The following is a 17,747-nucleotide window of genomic DNA, read 5'->3' as shown; positions in this document are numbered from 1 at the left end:
ATCCATCTTGGTAATAAATAAAGCAATTTATCGTCGTTCTTCTGTTAATTCTTACCCTCTACACTCGTCAAACAGCGCAACCGCGTGATTGTGGAGAGTGTATCGATGAAACGGTTAATCCCAACCTTGTTGTATGGCGCGCTGGCGGCCGCTTTCGGTGCGCAGGCTGCCACCCCGCAGGATACCTTGGTGGTGGTCAGTTCGCTGGAGGGCATTATCAGCCTCGATCCGGCGGAGAGCTTTGAAACCGTCAGCTCGGCCAATCTGGTCAACCTCTATCAGCGCCTGGTGGCGCCGGATCGCACCGCGCCGCAAAAGCTGGCGCCGGACGCCGCAGGCAGTTGGCAGGCGGGCGCCGATGGCCACAGCCTGACCTTTACCCTGAAACCGCAGCAACGTTTTGCTTCCGGCAATCCGCTGCGGCCTGAAGACGTGATTTTCTCGCTGGTGCGTGCGGTAAAGCTGAACAAGGCGCCGTCGTTTATTCTCGGTGAGTTTGGCTGGACGCCGGATAACGTTGAGCAGCAGCTGAAGAAGGTGGGGGATAACCAGGTGCAACTCACTTGGCCCGCCAACATCGGCAGCGAGCTGGCGCTGCGGCTGCTGACGGCGAACGTGGCTTCGATCGTGGATGAGAAGCTGCTGAACGAGCACGCGCAGCAGGGGGACTACGGTAACGCCTGGCTGCGCAGCCATTCCGCCGGCGGCGGCCCGTATCGGGTAAATAACTATGTGCCGCATGAGGCGCTGCTGTTTGGCCGCAACGATTACGCGCCGTCGCCGGCAAGGTTGAAAACGGTGCTATTCAAGAACGTCAGCGACGCCGGCACCCGCCGTTTGCTGTTGCTGAAGGGGGATGCCGACGTGGCCTACGATCTGGGCGCCGACCAGTTCGACTCGCTGCGCAACGCGCCGGGCGTGCGCATCGAACAGGCCGATGCGCCCCGGATCTATTACCTCGGTTTCAACACCGGCAGCAAAGACAATCCGGCGCTGGGCAATCCGGCGTTGTGGCAGGCCGCGCGCTGGCTGGTGGATTATCAGAGCATCGCCGAGCAGCTGCTGAAAGGGCAATATCGCGTGCATCAGGCCTTCTTGCCGCAGGGATTGGACGGCGCGCTCGACGATCGGCCATTTAAGCTCGACGTAGACAAAGCCAAACAGATCCTGCGCGATGCCGGCATCGCTGAAGGTACGCGCATCGATCTTATCGTCATCAACCAACCGCCGTATACCGACATCGCGCAGGCGCTGCAGGCCAGTTTTGCGCAGGCCGGACTGCGGTTGGATATCCATCCGGTGGTGGAAAGCGATCTGTGGGGCAAGATGCGCGGCCGCGATTTTCAGGCGATCTTCACCTACTGGGGCGCCGACTACCTGGATCCGAACACCAACGCCAGTGCCTTTGCTTACAACGTGTCAGGCGGGCCGAAAACCTTGGCCTGGCGCACCCAGTGGGGCATTCCCGCCATCAGCGCGGAAACGCGTGCCGCGGCTGCGGAAGGGAATAGCGCCGCGCGCAGCGCACGCTACGTCACGTTGCAACGGGAATTACAGGCCAGTTCGCCCTATGTGGTGGCGCTGCAGGGGCAAACGCTGGTGGCATTGCGGGACAATGTCGAAGGTGCCCGGCTGGATATCGCCAACAGCATGTTGTATCTGGATCGGGTCAGTAAGTGACGGCAACGCCGTGCGCCTGGCCGAGCTTTCTGTCGCGCCATAGGCCGACAGCGCGTGAAATCGCTTGCTGTTGCCACCACGAATCGTGAAATGTTGTGTCAGGGTGAAATAAAATGAAATTTCATAGCGTGCTCATATGACGGTGATAGATTGGCTTCGAAAGGCGGCGTTGTTTACGCCTTTCACCGCGGTCGTCCGCAATGATGCGGACACATCACGTCAGGAGAGATTATGGACAATAACGAAAAGGCTTCAGCAGCGCGCGCAGCAACCTTGCTTGCCACCGGTGAGGTGGTTACGCCGGAACAGTTTTATCAGGACAGCGACGGAAGCAACTGGGGGCCGGCGATCAACAAAGCGGCGGCGGCGGCGCTGCAAGCCGGCGGTACGTTGTCCCTGGGGAAGCGGGTGTATACGGTCGCCGGACACGTACTCATTCAGACGACAACGGACATCTACGGCGGCATCGGTTTACGGGTGGTCGGATTGGGGCGGGCGACCAAAATTGTCAAGACGGCAGACAGCAGTTACACCAACGAACAGGGCGAAACGAAGAAAGCGGTGATCGTGGTGAAAGGCTTCGCCAATCTGACGCTGCACGGCTTGACGTTGCGGGATGATACCGGCGTAGACGACACCCACGGCGTGTGGTTCAGCGACCGCAATATGACGAAGTTTGATATTCGCGACATTTACACCAAGGTCGGCGGTTATTCGCTGTTTGTCTCGGGCGACATGTTCATCAACTGGCTGGTGAACGTGCAGATGGAGGCAAACGCCAATCGCCCGGGCGATGGGGTGCTGTGGATGGACAAGTCTGGCACCACCAATTTTATAGACGGCCTCTACGCCGCTCGCGCCAAGGGTACGGCGTTCAGAATTTCAGGGTTTTACTCTACTATCGGCTCGTTGGCTGCGGATGACTGCATCGGCGATATCTACTCTTTCAAAGATTTTAACGGCACGATCAATTCGTTGGGTTGCGAGAACCGCAACACGCGGCGCGCCGCCAATGTCAGCGTGCTGTCCACCAACTTTGCTCAAGGCACGATAGGCAATATCAATATCCAGGACGCGCAGAATGTGGAGAGCGGGGGCGTGTTGTGCCGATTCATCAACGAATCTCGTTGGGATATCGGTCAGTTGACTCTTTACAGCGGTTCTAAGACGCCTTTCCCGGTGGCGATCGCTGCCTGCAGCAACAATACCGAGGTAACCTTCAGTAACGTATACAACGGCGGCGTCCCGGTGGCCGGCAAAAGCACCGTCGATGTGACGTCGTTTTTAAGCGGGGTTGAAGCGATGTACAGCCTGGGCGAGCGGGGAATTGCCCCTTCCGCCACCAGCAATCATTTGCCGCGCAATATCTCGAAACAGCCATCGTGGACTTTTTTAGGCACCCTGACCGCGCCGGATCGGCAGCCTACAACGCGCATTACGCTTCAACAGGGCGTAAGCACCAAGGTGCTGGCGTGCGATTTATACATCACGTTCGATCTGTCTTCGCAGGCGACCGCTTTTGTCGTCAATAAAGGCAGCTATAGTGCGAAAGGCGCCTTTATGTTGCGGCGCTCCGGGCCGTTGAGCTGCGAAATATATTACCGCGTCGAGAAAGATTTCGGCTTTGGCAGTTATCAGGTGCAGACTACGCGCGGCAGCTACTGGCGGCCGGACGGCGTTTCGTTGAGCGCGCCTCCCTCCGACGCATTGGAAATTCGCAGCGATGAGGTGTTATCCACGACCAGATTCGCGGTGATCCAACCACTGGCCAATCCGACAACGGCCAGCACGGCAGAAGTGGCCGGATTGCTCAATAGGCTGATCGAGACCCTGAAGAACTAACCGAACAACGCCGGCGCGTTCTGACCGGCGCCCATCAAGAGCAGCAGCCAGCCGGCGGCCACCAAGGCGATGCCGAAAGGTTGCGGCGTTCGCCAGGCGCGACGGTTGCGTCGGCCGCGCGCCAATGCCATGCCTAATCCGAACATTGCCGCCAGGCAGACCAGCAGCGGCAACATCGTCCAACCGAGCCAGGCGCCCAGTGCCGCCAGCAGTTTGAAATCGCCCTGGCCAATGCCGTTGCGCCGCCGCACCTGTCGATAAAGCGCGTTGAGCAGCCACAATGCCCCGTAACCGGCCACGGCGCCGAGAACCGCGTCGTCAAGCGTTGCCCAGCGAGCGTCAAGATTGCACAGCAGCCCGCCCCACAGCAGCGGCTGGGTTAGCCGGTCCGGCAGCCACCGGTGACGTCCGTCTAGCCAGGCCAGGGCGATCAGCAGTGCCGCGGCCGGCGGTAACCACAGCCGGTGTGCTGCCGGCAGGTCGAAGGGCAACGCCGTCAACGCCAAACCCAGGGCCGTTAGCAGCAGGCTGCGGCGGCGCAATCTCGGCGGGCTGGCGCGCACGGCCGCCGTTCGCTCCAAGCGGGTGATGAGCGCGAAGGCGACCAGACCCGCCGACAGCAGCGCGGTGAAAAACAGCGCGTGCCACAGTGAGGAAATAAACATCAAGGCTCCGCCAGTCGTGAAACAGATGTTTAAAATAACGGCAAAATGCATATTTCATCGGGGTGAAATGCGGTGGATTGTGAGGAATGCGCAGTCGTACGCATCGCCACTTTACGTATTGCAGAGTGATACAATGCCTTGCGCGGTGGCGCTCAGCAGTGGTGTGCTGTGCTTTTTATCGGCAAAATCGACGCTAAAATGCGGTGAATTCATTTGGCGGCGGGAATGGATCGGTAAATGGTGCAAGTGACGCTGTCACTGAAGAGCGATTGGGGTTTATCCTATTGTTTCTGCTCGTCAAGCCGTTAGGCTTTAAGAGAGAGGCGTCCCCGCCAGGCCGGGACGTAAGGTTTTTCAGATCTGCCGTGGGAAAGGCGGCAGCAAAGCAGTGGGTTGGCATGCTCCAGGAGGGAGGGAGGCCAACGGTGTCATGAAAGACGTGATTCAGGCAATACTTATCAAGACCAAAAAACGATTCTGGCGCCGACGCCAGACGGCGTGGCTGGCCGGGCCACTGGTGTGGCTGGCCGGCGCAGCGGCCGCGTGCGCCGAATCCCCGCCGGCGCCGGACAGCGTCATCTCTTCTGAACAGGCCGCCGCGGACCCGGCCGCGAATTTGCCGGAGTTGGGCGGTGCGCCCGACGATGCCGCGCGCGAGAAGCAGTGGGCCGAGATGGCCAAGCAACTCGGCGAAAAAGAGTTGAACAACGTTTCACGTCAACAGATGCGCAGCCGCGCCGAAGATTATTTGCTGGGCCAGGCGACCGGTGCGCTGCAGCAACAGGCGCAGGAGCTGTTGTCGCCGTTGGGTACCGCCAGGCTATCGCTGAAGATGAGCGGCGAGGGGGACTTTACCGGCAGCAACGGGCAGTTATTCAGCCCGCTGTACGACGTCGACGGATTGTTGACCTACAGCCAGATCGGCTGGCTGCAGCAAAGCGCCGGGGCGCTTGGCAATTTCGCGCTGGGGCAACGCTGGATCGCCGGCGACTGGCTGCTGGGGTACAACACGGCGCTCGACAGCGATTTTGCTCGGCAGCGCAATAGAGGCAGCGTCGGTGCGGAAGCCTGGGGGGATTATCTGCGTTTCTCCACCAACTATTACTACCCGTTGTCGGCGTTGTCGCAACAGCCCGGCGATGGGGTATTTTTCAGCCGTCCGGCGCGCGGTTACGACATCACGACGCAAGGTTATCTGCCGTTTTATCGCCAGATCGGCGGTTCGCTCAGTTATGAGCAGTATCTGGGCGATAATGTCGATCTGTTCGGCAGCGGCAAAAAACAAAACGATCCGCGCGCGATGCAGCTGGGGCTCAATTACACTCCGGTGCCGCTGGTGACGATGAAGGCACTGCATAAGATTGGCGCGGGCGGGCAGAGCCAGGATCAGGTCGAACTGGCGCTGAGCTATCGGCTCGGGGTACCGCTGGTGAAGCAGATTTCGCCGGAGTATGTGGCGCAGGCCAAGTCGCTGCGCGGCAGCCGCTACGATCCTATCGAACGCAAGAACGTGCCGGTGCTGGAGTTCCGTCAGCGCAAGTCGCTGCAGGTGTTCCTGGCTACGCCGCCGTGGAGCCTGCAGGCGGGGGAAACCGTGCCGCTGGTGCTGGAAATCAAGGCGCTGAACGGCATCACTCACGTCAGTTGGCAGGGGGATACGCAGGCGCTGAGCCTGACGCCGCCGCACAACGCCAACGATCCGCAGGGCTGGACAGCGATCGTGCCGCCGTGGGACGACGCGCCGGACGCCGCCAACAGCTACCGGCTATCGGTCACGCTGGAGGATGATAAACAGCAGCGCGTGACGTCCAACTGGATAGAGCTGAAAGTGGCGCCGCCGCTGACGGCAACCGCCGGCGATGACGCGGGCCTGCCGCCGATCAAAACCCTGACGCCACCGCCGATCCCGGCGCAAACCGGGCCGCTGTACGGCGGCGATTAACCGTTTTTGCCCTGCAGCACCCATACGGCGGCCTCGACGCGGGATTTTAGCTTCATCTTTTTCAGCAGGTGTTTGACGTGTACCTTGACGGTGCTTTCAGTGATGGTCAGGCGACGGGCGATCAGCTTGTTTGGCAGCCCTTGGGCGATCAGCTTCAGGATATCTCGTTCCCGCGGCGTTAGTTGCTGAATATCACGATCGGCGCTGGGGCGGTTTTCCCGCAGGCTGGCGGCGAGGATCGGCGTCAGCGCTTCGCTCAGTACCATCTGCCCGGCTGCCGCCTGATGCAGCGCCTTCAGCAGATCCTCCGGCTCCATGTCTTTCAACAGATAGCCGTCGGCGCCGCGTTTGAGCGCGCTGACGACGTCATCTTCATGGTTGGACACGCTGAACACCACGATGCGCCCTGACAGGTCGGTTTGGCGCAGACGATCCAGCGTTTCCAGCCCGTTGATGCCGGGCATGTTCAGGTCGAGCAGGATCAGATCCGGATCGTGCTGCTCCGCCAGCGTGACCCCTTGTTCACCGTTGCTGGCTTCGGCAATGACCTGCAGACGAGCGTCCATGCCAATCAGCTGTTTTACGCCGTTGCGCAGCATCGGGTGGTCGTCGATCAGTAAGATGGTGGCGGCGGTTTCTGTCGTCATGGTGTCTCCGTTAGTCGATGGCGTGGTTATCTGGCGTGAAGCTGACCCGCACCTCAGTGCCGCCGCCGCTGCGCGGTAAAATGTCGCAGCGGCCGTGCAGGCTCTTGGCGCGATCGCGCATGATGATCAAGCCGTAATGGTCGGGGCGAGACGTCTCGGCCGGCAGGCCGCGTCCGTTGTCGCAGACGCTTAGGGTCACTTCGCCCCGTTTATTGATGACCTGAATGCTCACCTCACTGGCGGCGGCATGCTTAAGGATGTTGCTGAGCGCCTCGCGGGCGATCTGCAGCAGGTGAATGGCCTGATAGGCCGGAACCGTGCGTGGCCCCAGCTGGTAATCGAGGCTGATGGTCAGGCCCAGCTTGGGATTGAACTCCGCCACCGTCGATTGCAGCGCCGCCAGCAGGCCCGGTTCGGTCAGCTGCAGGCGGAAGGTGGTCAACAACTCGCGCAGCTGGCGATAGGCGCCGTTCAGCTCTTCACGCATCTGTTGCACCAGCGCCTGGCTGGCCGAAGTGAGCGTTTCTCCCTGCATCTGCAGACAGGCGATCTGCATTTTCAGGCAGGAGAGCGATTGGGCGATGGAGTCGTGCAGCTCGCGGGCGATCGCCGCCCGCTCCTCCATCAGCATCAGCTGCTGTTGGTGGTCGACCTGACGCTCGATGGCCAGCACGCTGGTCAGCTGTTCCACCAGGGTATTGATCAGTTGGCGATGTTCATCGTTCAGCGGTTGCTGCGGCGCATGCTGTGCCACGATCACGCCGTAGTCGCCGAGCTTGTCGCTCAGGCTCCAGCTCAGCGACGGATTGTCGGGATGCTGGCGGTGGCTGTCGTTCAGGCAGGCGCTGCACACCGGGTTATGGCAATGCTCCGGCCTTAGCGGTTGGTTGCCGCTCAGCTGCAGCAGCGGTTCCCGGCTGTCGTTTTCATACAGCCGCACCTGAATGGCGCGCAACGGCGTCAGGGTTTGCAGTTGGTTGAGCAGCGGCGTCAGGCGGCTGCACAACGGCTCGCTGGCGTGCAGCTGGCGGCTGGCGCGGTAGAGGAAGCTCAGCACCTGATTTTTCTGCTGCAGGTCGGCGGTCTTCTCGGCCACGCGCTGCTCCAGCCCACTGTAGGTCGCCGACAGCTCGTCGGACATGGTGTTCAATGCGCCGCCAAGCGACGCCATTTCATCCTGGTGGCCGCGTTGTGCATAGCGGCGGCTAAAATCGCCGCGGCCTACCGCCAAGGCCATCTCCACCAGTTGCCGCCACGGATGCAGCAACCGGCGCCGCAGGTAGCAGGTGGTGCCGATCAACAGCAGTAGGGTCAGCGCGATGAAGCCGGCCTGCACCAGCGTCACCATCAGCAGGCGGCGCTCGGTTTGCCTGTCGATATCCGAGACCAGCTTGTCCAGCAGCTGCACGAAGTGCGCCACCTGCGGGGCGGCATCGGCCGGGCGCTGCGCGTTGCGCAGGCGAGGTTGCAGAGTCTGTTGCCAGTAATCACGCAAGGCGTCGAACGGTTGGGTCAACCCTTCCTGCTCCACCGAACGCTGCAGATCGGGGCTGTTTTCGTCGCGCTCCAGTTCGCGGATCAACGTTTCATGCCGTTCATCCAGCGGTACCTGCGCCAGCAGTCGGTAGCTTTGCATACGCAGCGAGCCGGCTTTGTTGATGGCATGCGCGTTGCCCTGAATGCTTTGCGACATCCAGGCGGAAATCCCCATGCCGGCCACGCCCAGAATGCCCGACAGCAACATCAGCAGGGCGACCTGATTCACGATCGAAAGCGGGGCCAACAGGCGTTTCATAAGCGCGGGTTCCTGGCATTTGGCGCCGCTGAAGCTCAGGGGCGAAGGCGGCGACGAGGTAAATAAGTAACGATTCAGCCGTATTTTTGATTATCCCTGAGCATAACCCCATACCTCGAATGAAGTACCCATTAGTTTCCAGCAGGACGGTGAAGCGGTAAAAATGACGGAGTGATGCTTTCTAATACATTGATTAAAAGTGATTTAATTTTTATTCGGGGTGTACCCCTAAGGGGATGAAGGCGCTATTTGTGCCGCCAACTACTTGCATTCGGGTTGATATACATCAACTTTGCCGCCGGGGCCGCCCCCTAGGGTGTGCGGAATGATCCCCCGTGTCTGAGGTTTTTATGTCGCAACTTGCAACGTCTTCATCAAAGAAAACCGGTGCGCTGATTCAGGACTGGCGTCCTGAAGACAGCGCCTTTTGGCAGCAGCGTGGCCATCGCATCGCCACCCGCAACCTGTGGATTTCCATTCCCTGCCTGCTGCTGGCCTTCTGCGTCTGGATGCTGTTCAGCGCCGTTGCGGTCAACCTGAACAAGGTCGGTTTCAACTTCACCACCGACCAACTGTTCCTGTTGACCGCGCTGCCGTCGGTCTCGGGCGCTATTTTACGCGTGCCGTATTCCTTCGTGATCCCGCTGTTTGGTGGCCGTCGCTGGACCGCCATCAGCACCTGCTTCCTGCTGGTGCCGTGCCTGTGGCTGGGGTTCGCGGTGCAGGACAGCAGCACGCCGTACAGCGTGTTCGTCATTATTTCCCTGCTGTGCGGTTTCGCCGGGGCGAACTTTGCCTCCAGCATGGCCAATATCAGCTTCTTCTTCCCGAAAGCGCGTCAGGGCGGTGCGTTGGGGCTCAACGGCGGTCTGGGAAATCTGGGCGTCAGCGTCATGCAACTGGTCGCGCCGCTGGCGATTTCTTTCAGCCTGTTTGGCCTGTTTGGCGGCACGGCGCAAAATCAGGCAGAGGGGGGGCAGCTGTGGCTGGAAAACGCCGCCTGGATCTGGGTACCGTTCCTGCTGGTTGCCACCCTGGCGGCCTGGTTCGGCATGAACGATCTGGCCGCGGCCAAGGCATCGCTGCGCCAGCAACTGCCGGTGCTCAAGCGTGGGCATTTATGGATGCTGAGTTTGCTGTACCTCGCGACCTTTGGTTCTTTCATCGGTTTCTCCGCCGGTTTCGCCATGCTGTCGAAGACGCAATTTCCGGACGTAGTGATCCTGCATTACGCCTTCTTTGGGCCATTCCTCGGTGCGCTGGCACGGCCAGTCGGCGGCGCGCTGTCGGACCGTTTCGGCGGCGTGCGGGTGACGTTGATCAACTTTGTAGTGATGGTCGTGTTCGCCGCGCTGTTGTTCCTGACCTTGCCGATGGCGGGTGAGGGCGGTTCGTTCATCGCCTTCTACGGTATCTTTATGGTGCTGTTTCTCACGGCGGGGCTGGGCAGCGGGTCGACTTTCCAAATGATCGCCGTCATTTTCCGTAAAATCACTGTCGATCGCGTGAAAGCGGCCGGCGGCAGCGACGAGAGCGCGCAGCGTGAAGCGGTGACGGACTCCGCCGCCGCATTGGGTTTTATCTCGGCGATCGGTGCCGCAGGCGGCTTCTTCATTCCCCAGGCATTCGGCACTTCGCTGGCGCTGACCGGTTCCCCGGCGGGGGCAATGAAAGTATTCCTGGTGTTCTATATCTTGTGTGTGGTCATCACTTGGGCGGTGTATGGCCGCAAGAAAAAGGCCTGAGTATCAAACGATTTTCTCAATCCCTCCCGACAGGGGAGGGATATTTCGCTCATTCCGAGTCATCTCTCCTCGCTCTCTCAGTGAAATTTTCTGCCTTTAGGTAAAATTCTCATCTCCGTTTGCCGTTTTTTTCTTTTTTTATAGTTATATCTCTCAATATGGGAATGTCTTCTCCCAAGCGTATTATATTATTTGCACGGTTTTTTCGTTTTGTTGAGAGTATTCTTACATTAAAAGATTAATGTCTTTCCCGCAGGTTAAATGAAATTTCTGGGAGGGTAAGGCATAATTAGTGCGATTGTTATAAAATCAGCAATAGGGTTTTGTCTTAGATGCTGCACGCGCCGTGTGGAATGTGTGACAGGGTTAAATCAGATAACTCTCATTCTGTTTTTTCCGGCTTTTTGTAGTCTATCTGACAATCCGATTAGGTGGAAAAACACAATGAACTCACGGAGAAGAATGAAATTTCACAATTTCATTCGGTTAACAACTGAACAGGGTTGTTATTTTTTTCTTTTTAAATCAATGAGGTGATCATTTGAACTTTACGGTAGTCATGAAGGAAATCCATGTTGCCAACAGGGAAAAAGAGTCATTTGGATAAACGGAACATCCTTAATAAGGCCTAATGTAAAAAATGAAATCAGAAAATTTTTATAAAGGCCAATATCCGATGAATGCAACCTGTTGAGTTTACATTTAATTTCTTGAACATTTTTTGATATTTCTATACAAAGTGTGCAGGACAGGCACGCTAAGGAAATTAAAAGTGAATCTTGATAGAAGAATAAAGATTAGGAATCTCGATGTTCTGACTCCTGCCGGGGAGAAATTTCGTCTGCGTTGGAAGGAGTATCAAATTCTTTCGCTGCTTGTCGCCAGATCACCAGAACTGGTAACCCGAACGGAAATTATAGAAAATATCTGGAAAGGAACTTACTGCTCAGATTCAACGATAAATCAAACAATTAAATCTATTCGCCAAAAAATCAGCGACTCGGAACATACGCTTATCAGAACCATTCCTCGGCTGGGTTACAAGGTGGAAAATCAAGCGGCTTTTCACTTTATATCCGAGGATGAAGACTACGCTGATGATGATATATTAAATAGTGGTGAGGATATTGGTGTTAATATTCAAGCGGAACTTTCTGAAAGTGAAAGTGAGTCCCCTGAGGCACACGATGAAAAAATAGATAAGCCGCGTAAAACGACGCTTGTTGCAGCGCCTGTTGCAACGGTAGAACCCTCCCAGGAACCCACTCGTGATAAAAAGTCGGCGACGGTGCGCCGATTTTTCAGCATGCCCGCCAGTCGCGTAGTGAAATACCTGACGGCATTTGCTTCTTTGCTGGTTATTTCACATTTTTCATATGTGCTCGGCAACCAAACTCGCCCGCCGGTGATCAATGATATTCAGAACAATACGCGCGTCGTGTTGACGCTGACGTTGAATAACCCCCATACCAACAGCCCACAAACCCTGTTCTGCCTGTACCAGGGGGAGAGCATGGAGCAGGCGACCATCGAATGTGTCGACCCTAAACAGGGGCAGCTTAAATTACCGGTAAAATATGAGACCTCTTCTACGCCGGGTAAAGGTCGGATTAATCTCATATTGCCGAATAAAACCTTGCAATATCAAGTTGCTTACGATGTTAAAAATTAGTGCTAAATGAGGTTTTATCTTTAGCGATAATTTTACATTTGATGAAATATTTTATTTCATTATTTGTTATTTGAAAGCCGGGTTCGATTTGTCCAGTCTGGAACTCATTACCTAACGCATATTAGCGTCCTGTTTCCATCGAGGTGACAGGAATAATGAGAACCTGCTGAGTGACAAATTATGGATAAGCGTAAAGTAGCTATTATCGGGGGTTCCGGTTTTATCGGAACACGCCTGGCGAAACGTCTCAGTGTGCGCGATGATCTGACGTTGGTCATCGTTGATAAACAACCTAGCGCACATTTTCCGGCGCTCTATCAGTATGGCGACGTGACGCAACCCGAGACCCTGCAAGAGCCGCTGGCGGGCTGCGACGCCATCATTAATCTGGCGGCGGAACATCAGGACAACGTCGATCCCATTTCGCTCTATTATCAGGTCAATGTAGAAGGTGCACGGCATGTCTGCATGACCGCCTCCGCGTTGAATATCCACCAAGTCATTTTCACTTCCTCGGTTGCCGTTTATGGGTTCGTCGAGCAGGAAACCGATGAAGGAGGGCGTTTCGATCCTTTCAATCATTACGGCAAATCCAAGCTCGAAGCGGAATACGTTTATGAAGCGTGGCGCAAGGCGGATAGCGCCAACAAATTGACCATCATTCGCCCGACGGTGGTATTCGGTGAAGGCAACCGCGGCAATGTGTATAACCTGTTCCGCCAGATCGCCAGCGGCCGATTCGTGATGATTGGCAGTGGCAATAATATGAAGTCGATGGCTTACGTTGAAAATATTGCCGCGCGGCTGGAGCATGCGTTGGACCAGCAGTCAAGTTATCAGGTCAGCAACTACGTCGATAAACCGGACTTTACGATGAATCAATTGGTCGACGTTATTTCCTCCTCGCTGGGCAGAGAAAATAAGACGATTCGCATTCCTTATGTGGTGGGAATATGCGGGGCGACCGCATTGGATGTCGTGAGTAAAATAAGTCGTAAAAAATTCCCAATCAGTCGCGTCAGAGTGCAGAAATTCTGCGCCAGAACGCAATTTAAAAGTAATGTGCAAAATAATTTCGTGGCGCCGGTTGAACTTGATTCGGCAATCGAAAGAACCATTAAACATGAGTTTTCTGATAGATAACTTAACCGCACGCTGACGTTATTTACTTATTTCCGCCGACAAGCGGATAAATCTGTATTTTTCAGGATTAATTCATGCTGACTTATATCCTGGCAGGATCAATTTTGTTTTTGTTAATAGCGCATTGGGAGCTGTAACTCAAGGGCGGTAGCGTGCTTATTCGCTGGAGGAACGATGTTATATCAACTGAGCGTGATATTTGTGCTGGCGGTAGCGTGGGTCCTTATTGCCCGCCGGGCCGCCTTAACGGTGGGATTAGTGGATAAGCCCAATGCGCGTAAGCAACATCTGGGACACATTCCGCTGGTCGGCGGTATCGCCGTGTACCTGACGCTGATGCTGATGACGCTGTGGCAACCCGCCTGGCTGCCTGACAGCACCGTCTATCTGCTGTGCATTACGGCGCTGGTGGTGTTGGGCGTGCTGGATGACCGCTTTGATCTGCCCGTGGCGCCACGCGTCATGGTGCAGGGAGGGATCGCGCTGGCGATGATGCTGGCGGCAGGGATGCAGCTTTCCTCATTGGGCTATGTTTGGGGGCATCAGGAAGTGATGCTCGGTTATGGCGCGTTGCTGCTTACGCCGCTGGCGGTATGGGGAGCGATCAACGCCTACAACATGGTGGATGGCATCGATGGGCAACTGGGCGCCTTGTCCTGCGTGACCTTCGTCGCGTTGGCTATCGTGTTCGGATTGGGCGGCAGGGAAGATCTGGCGCTGTGGTGCCTGGGCCTGATCGTCGCGCTGGCGGCCTATCTGTTGTTCAACCTGAGCCTGTTCGGCGCGCGCAACAAGATCTTTATGGGGGACGCCGGCAGCATGGTGATCGGCTTCAGCGTGCTGTGGCTGGTGTTGCTGGCGACGCAGGGGCCACAGGCGGTAATGCGTCCGGTCACCGCGCTGTGGCTGATCGCCATTCCTCTGATGGACATGGTGACTGTGATGGTGCGTCGCCTGTTGCGTCGCCAAAGCCCCTTCAAAGCGGGCCGCGATCATTTGCACCATATTCTGATGCGTCGTGGGCTCAATGCGCGTCAGGCGCTGGCGATGAGCACCATGCTGGCGGTGACGTTGGCCTGCATTGGCATTTGCAGTGAAGTGTTGCAGCTGCAGGAAAGCCAAATGTTGGTGGCGTTTCTGTTCTGTTTTTGCGGTTATTTCGTCATGTTGCGCGAACCGCGTCAGGCGACGGTGTTCAGCGATAATCCGACCGTCGGCCGTTAATCCCCTCACGGGCTGCGGCAGCAGCCCGTTTATCACGGTACTTCCATGAATTTTCATTTGCCTCTTTTGATGCCATTGGCCTTCACCTCCGCGCTGTTGAGTGGATGTACGGTGGTTCCCGGTTCACATTTACCGACCAGCGGAAAAGCCATCGTCGTGCAACAGGACGACGATTTCGATTTGAATGACCAGGTACAGGTTTATCGCATGTCGCCGATGCTGCTGCAGAAAATGCGGCGCGTAGAACCGGTCGCCCGGCCGAACCCGGCGCTGGATCAGCGATTGCAGAGCTATCAATACCGCATCGGCGTCGGTGACGTGTTGAACGTCACCGTCTGGGATCACCCCGAGTTGACCACGCCGGCCGGGCAATACCGCAGCGCCAGCGACACCGGCAACTGGGTGCATGCGGATGGCACGATTTTTTATCCCTATATCGGGCGAGTGGCGGTGGTGGGCAAGACCGTCACCGAAGTGCGCAGCCTGATCGCCGGCCGTCTGGCGCAGTATGTGGAAAGCCCTCAGGTAGACGTCAGTATTGCCGCTTTCCGTTCGCAGAAGGCTTACGTGACCGGCGAAGTGAAAACCTCCGGCCAACAGGCGATCACCAACGTGCCGTTGACCATTCTGGATGCGATTAACGCCGCCGGCGGCCTGACGGACAACGCCGATTGGCGCAACGTGGTGCTGACCCATCAGGGCAAAGAGCGGGCTATCTCGCTGCAGGCGCTGATGCAGCGCGGCGACATCAGCCAGAACGCGCTGCTGCAGCCGGGCGACATCCTCTACATCCCGCGCAATGACGAATTGAAAGTGTTCGTGATGGGCGAGGTGGGCAAGCAAGCGACGCTGAAGATGGATCGCAGCGGCATGACCCTGACCGAGGCCCTCGGATCTTCCGAAGGGATCAGCCAGACGGTGGCGGATGCGACCGGGGTGTTCGTGATCCGGCCGAGCGGCGGTAAAACACCGCAGCGACTGGCGACGCTGTATCAGTTCGATCTCTCCGACGCCAGCGCGCTGGCGATGGGCGCTGAATTTCAGCTGCAACCTTACGACGTCGTGTACGTCACTGCGGCGCCGGTCGCGCGCTGGAACCGTTTGATCAGCCAGCTGGTGCCGACCATCAGCAGCTTTAACGATCTCAGCGAGGCGACCTTGCGCGTGCGCAACTGGTAACTCCGCAGGGTGAATAAGGAACAGAAGATGAAAAATAATGCGCTGTCCGTGATGGTGGCCGAACAAGACGAAAAGCTGGAGTGGGAACGCCTGATTGGGCCGCTGTGGGATAACCGCTGGCGGGTCGCCGTCGTGACCGGCGTGGCAGGCATGTTGGGCGTCGCCTACGCCCTGTTGGCCACCCCGGTGTACCAGGCTACGGCGGTGGTGCAGGTGGAGAAGCAGCTGTCCGGCGATTCGCTGCTGCGTGAAACGTTGGACAGTTCAATGATGGGGCAAAATTCGGCGACACAGGATGAGGTGACGCTGGCTAAGTCGCGCTACGTGCTGGGAAAAACGGTGGACACCCTCGGTCTGACGGTGCGCGTCAGCCCGGACTATTTCCCGGTGTTCGGCAAAGGCTTTGCCCGCTTGAGCGGTGAAAAGCCGCCGGTGCTGAGCATTGCCACGCTGACGACGCCGGCGGACATGGAGGGCGAAGCGCTGACGCTGACGGTGCGCGATGGGCAGCATTACGAGCTGAGTTATGACGGCAGCAAACTGTTCAGCGGCGTGGTCGGGCAGCCGGTGGCGCAAGGCGGTTGGAACATGACCGTCTCGGCGCTGGACGCTTCGCCGGGCGCCAGCTTTACCGTGGTCAAAGTCGCGCGTCAAGAAGCGGTGGACGATCTGCGTAAATACCTGGACGTGGTGCCGAGTGGCAAGGACAGCGGCATCATGACCTTTACGCTGCCGAGCGAAGATCCGCAGAGCGCCGAGGCAATGTTGAAGAACATCACCGACAACTACCTGCAGCAGAACGTGGACCGCAAAACGGAAGAAGCTCAGCGAATGCTGGCGTTCCTGCAAGAGCAGCTGCCGCAAACGCAAACCTCGTTGAACAACGCCGAAACCCAACTTAATCAGTTCCGCCAGCAAAATGACTCGGTGGATCTGTCGCTTGAAGCCAAATCGGTGCTGGATACTCAAGTGCAGCTCGAGGCCCAGCTCAACGAGCTGACCTTCAAGGAAGCGGAAATCTCCAAACTCTACACCCGCGCGCACCCGGCTTACCGGGCGCTGCTGGAGAAGCGCGCCACGCTGGAGGCGGAAAAGGCTCGGCTGGGTAAACAGGTGCAGACGTTGCCGAAAATGCAGCAGGAGATCCTGCGTCTTACCCGCGACGTGCAGGTGGATCAGCAGGTTTACATGCAGCTGATGAACAAGCAGCAGGAACTGAGCATCAGCAAGGCCGGCACGGTGGGCAATGTGCGCATCATCGACGAAGCGGAAACCGCGCTGCGGCCGATTAAGCCGCAAAAGATGCTGATCGTATTGTTGGCGCTGCTGCTTGGCGCCGGGGGCGGCGCCATCGTAGTGCTGCTGCGTGCGGCCTTCCATCGCGGCATCAATGACATCGATACCCTGGAGAAGCGGGGCATCAACGTCTACGCCACCGTGCCGCTGTCGCCGTGGCAGGTGAAGCGCAACCGCGAGCAACGTCAGCTGCTGCCAAGGTCCGGGGGGCGGCGCTTGCCGATCCTGGCGGTGGCCGAACCGACGGACCTGTCGGTGGAAGCGATCCGCAGCCTGCGCACCAGCCTGCATTTCGCCATGATGGAGGCCAAGAACAACATTCTGATGGTCTCCGGCGCCAGCCCGGAAAGCGGCAAGAGCTTTACCAGCACCAACCTGGCGGTGGTGGTGGCGCAGGCCGGGCAGCGGGTGCTGTTGATCGACGCCGATATGCGCAAAGGCTTCCTGCACCGCTGGCTGGCGGATGATGGGCATCAGGGGCTGTCCGACATGCTGGTGGGCAACGTGATGGCGGAACAGGCGGTGCGGAAAACCGCCATCGCCAATCTGGACTTCGTGCCGCGCGGTCAGGTGCCGCCGAACCCGTCCGAACTGCTGATGCACCGCCGCTTCGCCGATTTCCTGCGCTGGGCCGGGCAGAACTACGATCTGGTGCTGATCGACACGCCGCCGATTCTGGCGGTGACGGACGCGGCGATCGTCGGCAATCACGCGGGTACCTCACTGCTGGTGGTGCGCTTTGAGGTGAATACCGTCAAGCAGATCGAAACCAGCATGCGTCGTTTCGAACAGAATGGCGTGGCGATCAAGGGCGTGATCCTCAACGGGATGGTGAAGAAGGCGGCAACCGACATGAGCTATTACAACTTCGCCTACCCAAGCCATCGGGAAGATCACCCGCAGGCAGGGGAATAAGC

At 57.7% G+C, this 17,747-nt stretch carries 12 protein-coding genes; 9 read left to right on the top strand and 3 right to left on the bottom strand.

From position 1 onward, the window contains the following. The first annotated feature begins 105 nt into the window (after positions 1–105). Positions 106–1,680 (top strand): ABC transporter substrate-binding protein, encoded by a 1,575-nt coding sequence (locus QMZ29_RS09250; protein WP_060433333.1) that lies wholly within the window; start codon positions 106–108, stop codon positions 1,678–1,680. A 231-nt stretch (positions 1,681–1,911) separates the two neighbouring features. Further along, positions 1,912–3,522, top strand: a complete 1,611-nt coding sequence (locus QMZ29_RS09245; RefSeq protein ID WP_261427348.1) for a hypothetical protein — start codon at positions 1,912–1,914, stop codon at positions 3,520–3,522. On the opposite strand, the gene QMZ29_RS09240 is transcribed toward QMZ29_RS09245, so the two are convergent. Next, the gene (locus QMZ29_RS09240) at positions 3,519–4,187 is read right to left on the bottom strand and encodes a prepilin peptidase (RefSeq protein WP_147823912.1); all 669 of its coding nucleotides are present in this window, start codon (positions 4,185–4,187) and stop codon (positions 3,519–3,521) included. The two genes, QMZ29_RS09245 and QMZ29_RS09240, sit on opposite strands and share 4 nt — an antisense overlap. Before the next feature lie 430 nt (positions 4,188–4,617). Between QMZ29_RS09240 and QMZ29_RS09235 the strand changes: the two genes are divergently transcribed. Beyond that, entirely contained in the window at positions 4,618–6,129 is a 1,512-nt protein-coding gene (locus tag QMZ29_RS09235; protein ID WP_089180477.1) for a YchO/YchP family invasin, read from the top strand. On the opposite strand, the gene narL is transcribed toward QMZ29_RS09235, so the two are convergent. Together narL and narX are read right to left on the bottom strand one after the other, a co-directional pair. Continuing rightward, on the bottom strand, positions 6,126–6,776 hold the full coding sequence (gene narL, locus QMZ29_RS09230; RefSeq protein ID WP_025303216.1) for a two-component system response regulator NarL: 651 nt from the start codon (positions 6,774–6,776) through the stop codon (positions 6,126–6,128). The two genes, QMZ29_RS09235 and narL, sit on opposite strands and share 4 nt — an antisense overlap. 10 nt (positions 6,777–6,786) lie before the next feature. Beyond that, entirely contained in the window at positions 6,787–8,571 is a 1,785-nt protein-coding gene (gene narX, locus QMZ29_RS09225; protein WP_261427345.1) for a nitrate/nitrite two-component system sensor histidine kinase NarX, read from the bottom strand. Between the two features lie 350 nt (positions 8,572–8,921). Between narX and QMZ29_RS09220 the strand changes: the two genes are divergently transcribed. From QMZ29_RS09220 to QMZ29_RS09195, 6 genes are all read left to right on the top strand, one after another. After that, a complete protein-coding gene (locus QMZ29_RS09220; protein WP_282994175.1) occupies positions 8,922–10,316 on the top strand; it encodes a NarK family nitrate/nitrite MFS transporter in 1,395 nt (464 codons plus the stop codon). A 772-nt stretch (positions 10,317–11,088) separates the two neighbouring features. Beyond that, a complete protein-coding gene (locus QMZ29_RS09215) occupies positions 11,089–11,988 on the top strand; it encodes a winged helix-turn-helix domain-containing protein (RefSeq protein WP_060433321.1) in 900 nt (299 codons plus the stop codon). A gap of 180 nt (positions 11,989–12,168) precedes the next feature. Continuing rightward, a complete protein-coding gene (locus QMZ29_RS09210; protein WP_025303213.1) occupies positions 12,169–13,131 on the top strand; it encodes an NAD-dependent epimerase/dehydratase family protein in 963 nt (320 codons plus the stop codon). Between the two features lie 174 nt (positions 13,132–13,305). Continuing rightward, a complete protein-coding gene (gene wecA, locus QMZ29_RS09205; RefSeq protein ID WP_025303212.1) occupies positions 13,306–14,355 on the top strand; it encodes a UDP-N-acetylglucosamine--undecaprenyl-phosphate N-acetylglucosaminephosphotransferase in 1,050 nt (349 codons plus the stop codon). Positions 14,356–14,400: 45 nt separating this feature from the next. Continuing rightward, positions 14,401–15,534 (top strand): polysaccharide export protein, encoded by a 1,134-nt coding sequence (locus QMZ29_RS09200; RefSeq protein WP_025303211.1) that lies wholly within the window; start codon positions 14,401–14,403, stop codon positions 15,532–15,534. 27 nt (positions 15,535–15,561) lie between these two features. Further along, entirely contained in the window at positions 15,562–17,745 is a 2,184-nt protein-coding gene (locus tag QMZ29_RS09195) for a polysaccharide biosynthesis tyrosine autokinase (protein ID WP_261427338.1), read from the top strand. The last annotated feature ends 2 nt before the right edge of the window (positions 17,746–17,747 follow it).

The sequence above is a fragment of the Serratia sp. PF-27 genome, assembly GCF_030053255.1.
GTDB classification, from domain to species: domain Bacteria; phylum Pseudomonadota; class Gammaproteobacteria; order Enterobacterales; family Enterobacteriaceae; genus Serratia; species Serratia bockelmannii.
Note: the sequence above shows the minus strand (reverse complement) of the source record. Positions and strands in the feature narration are given on the sequence as shown.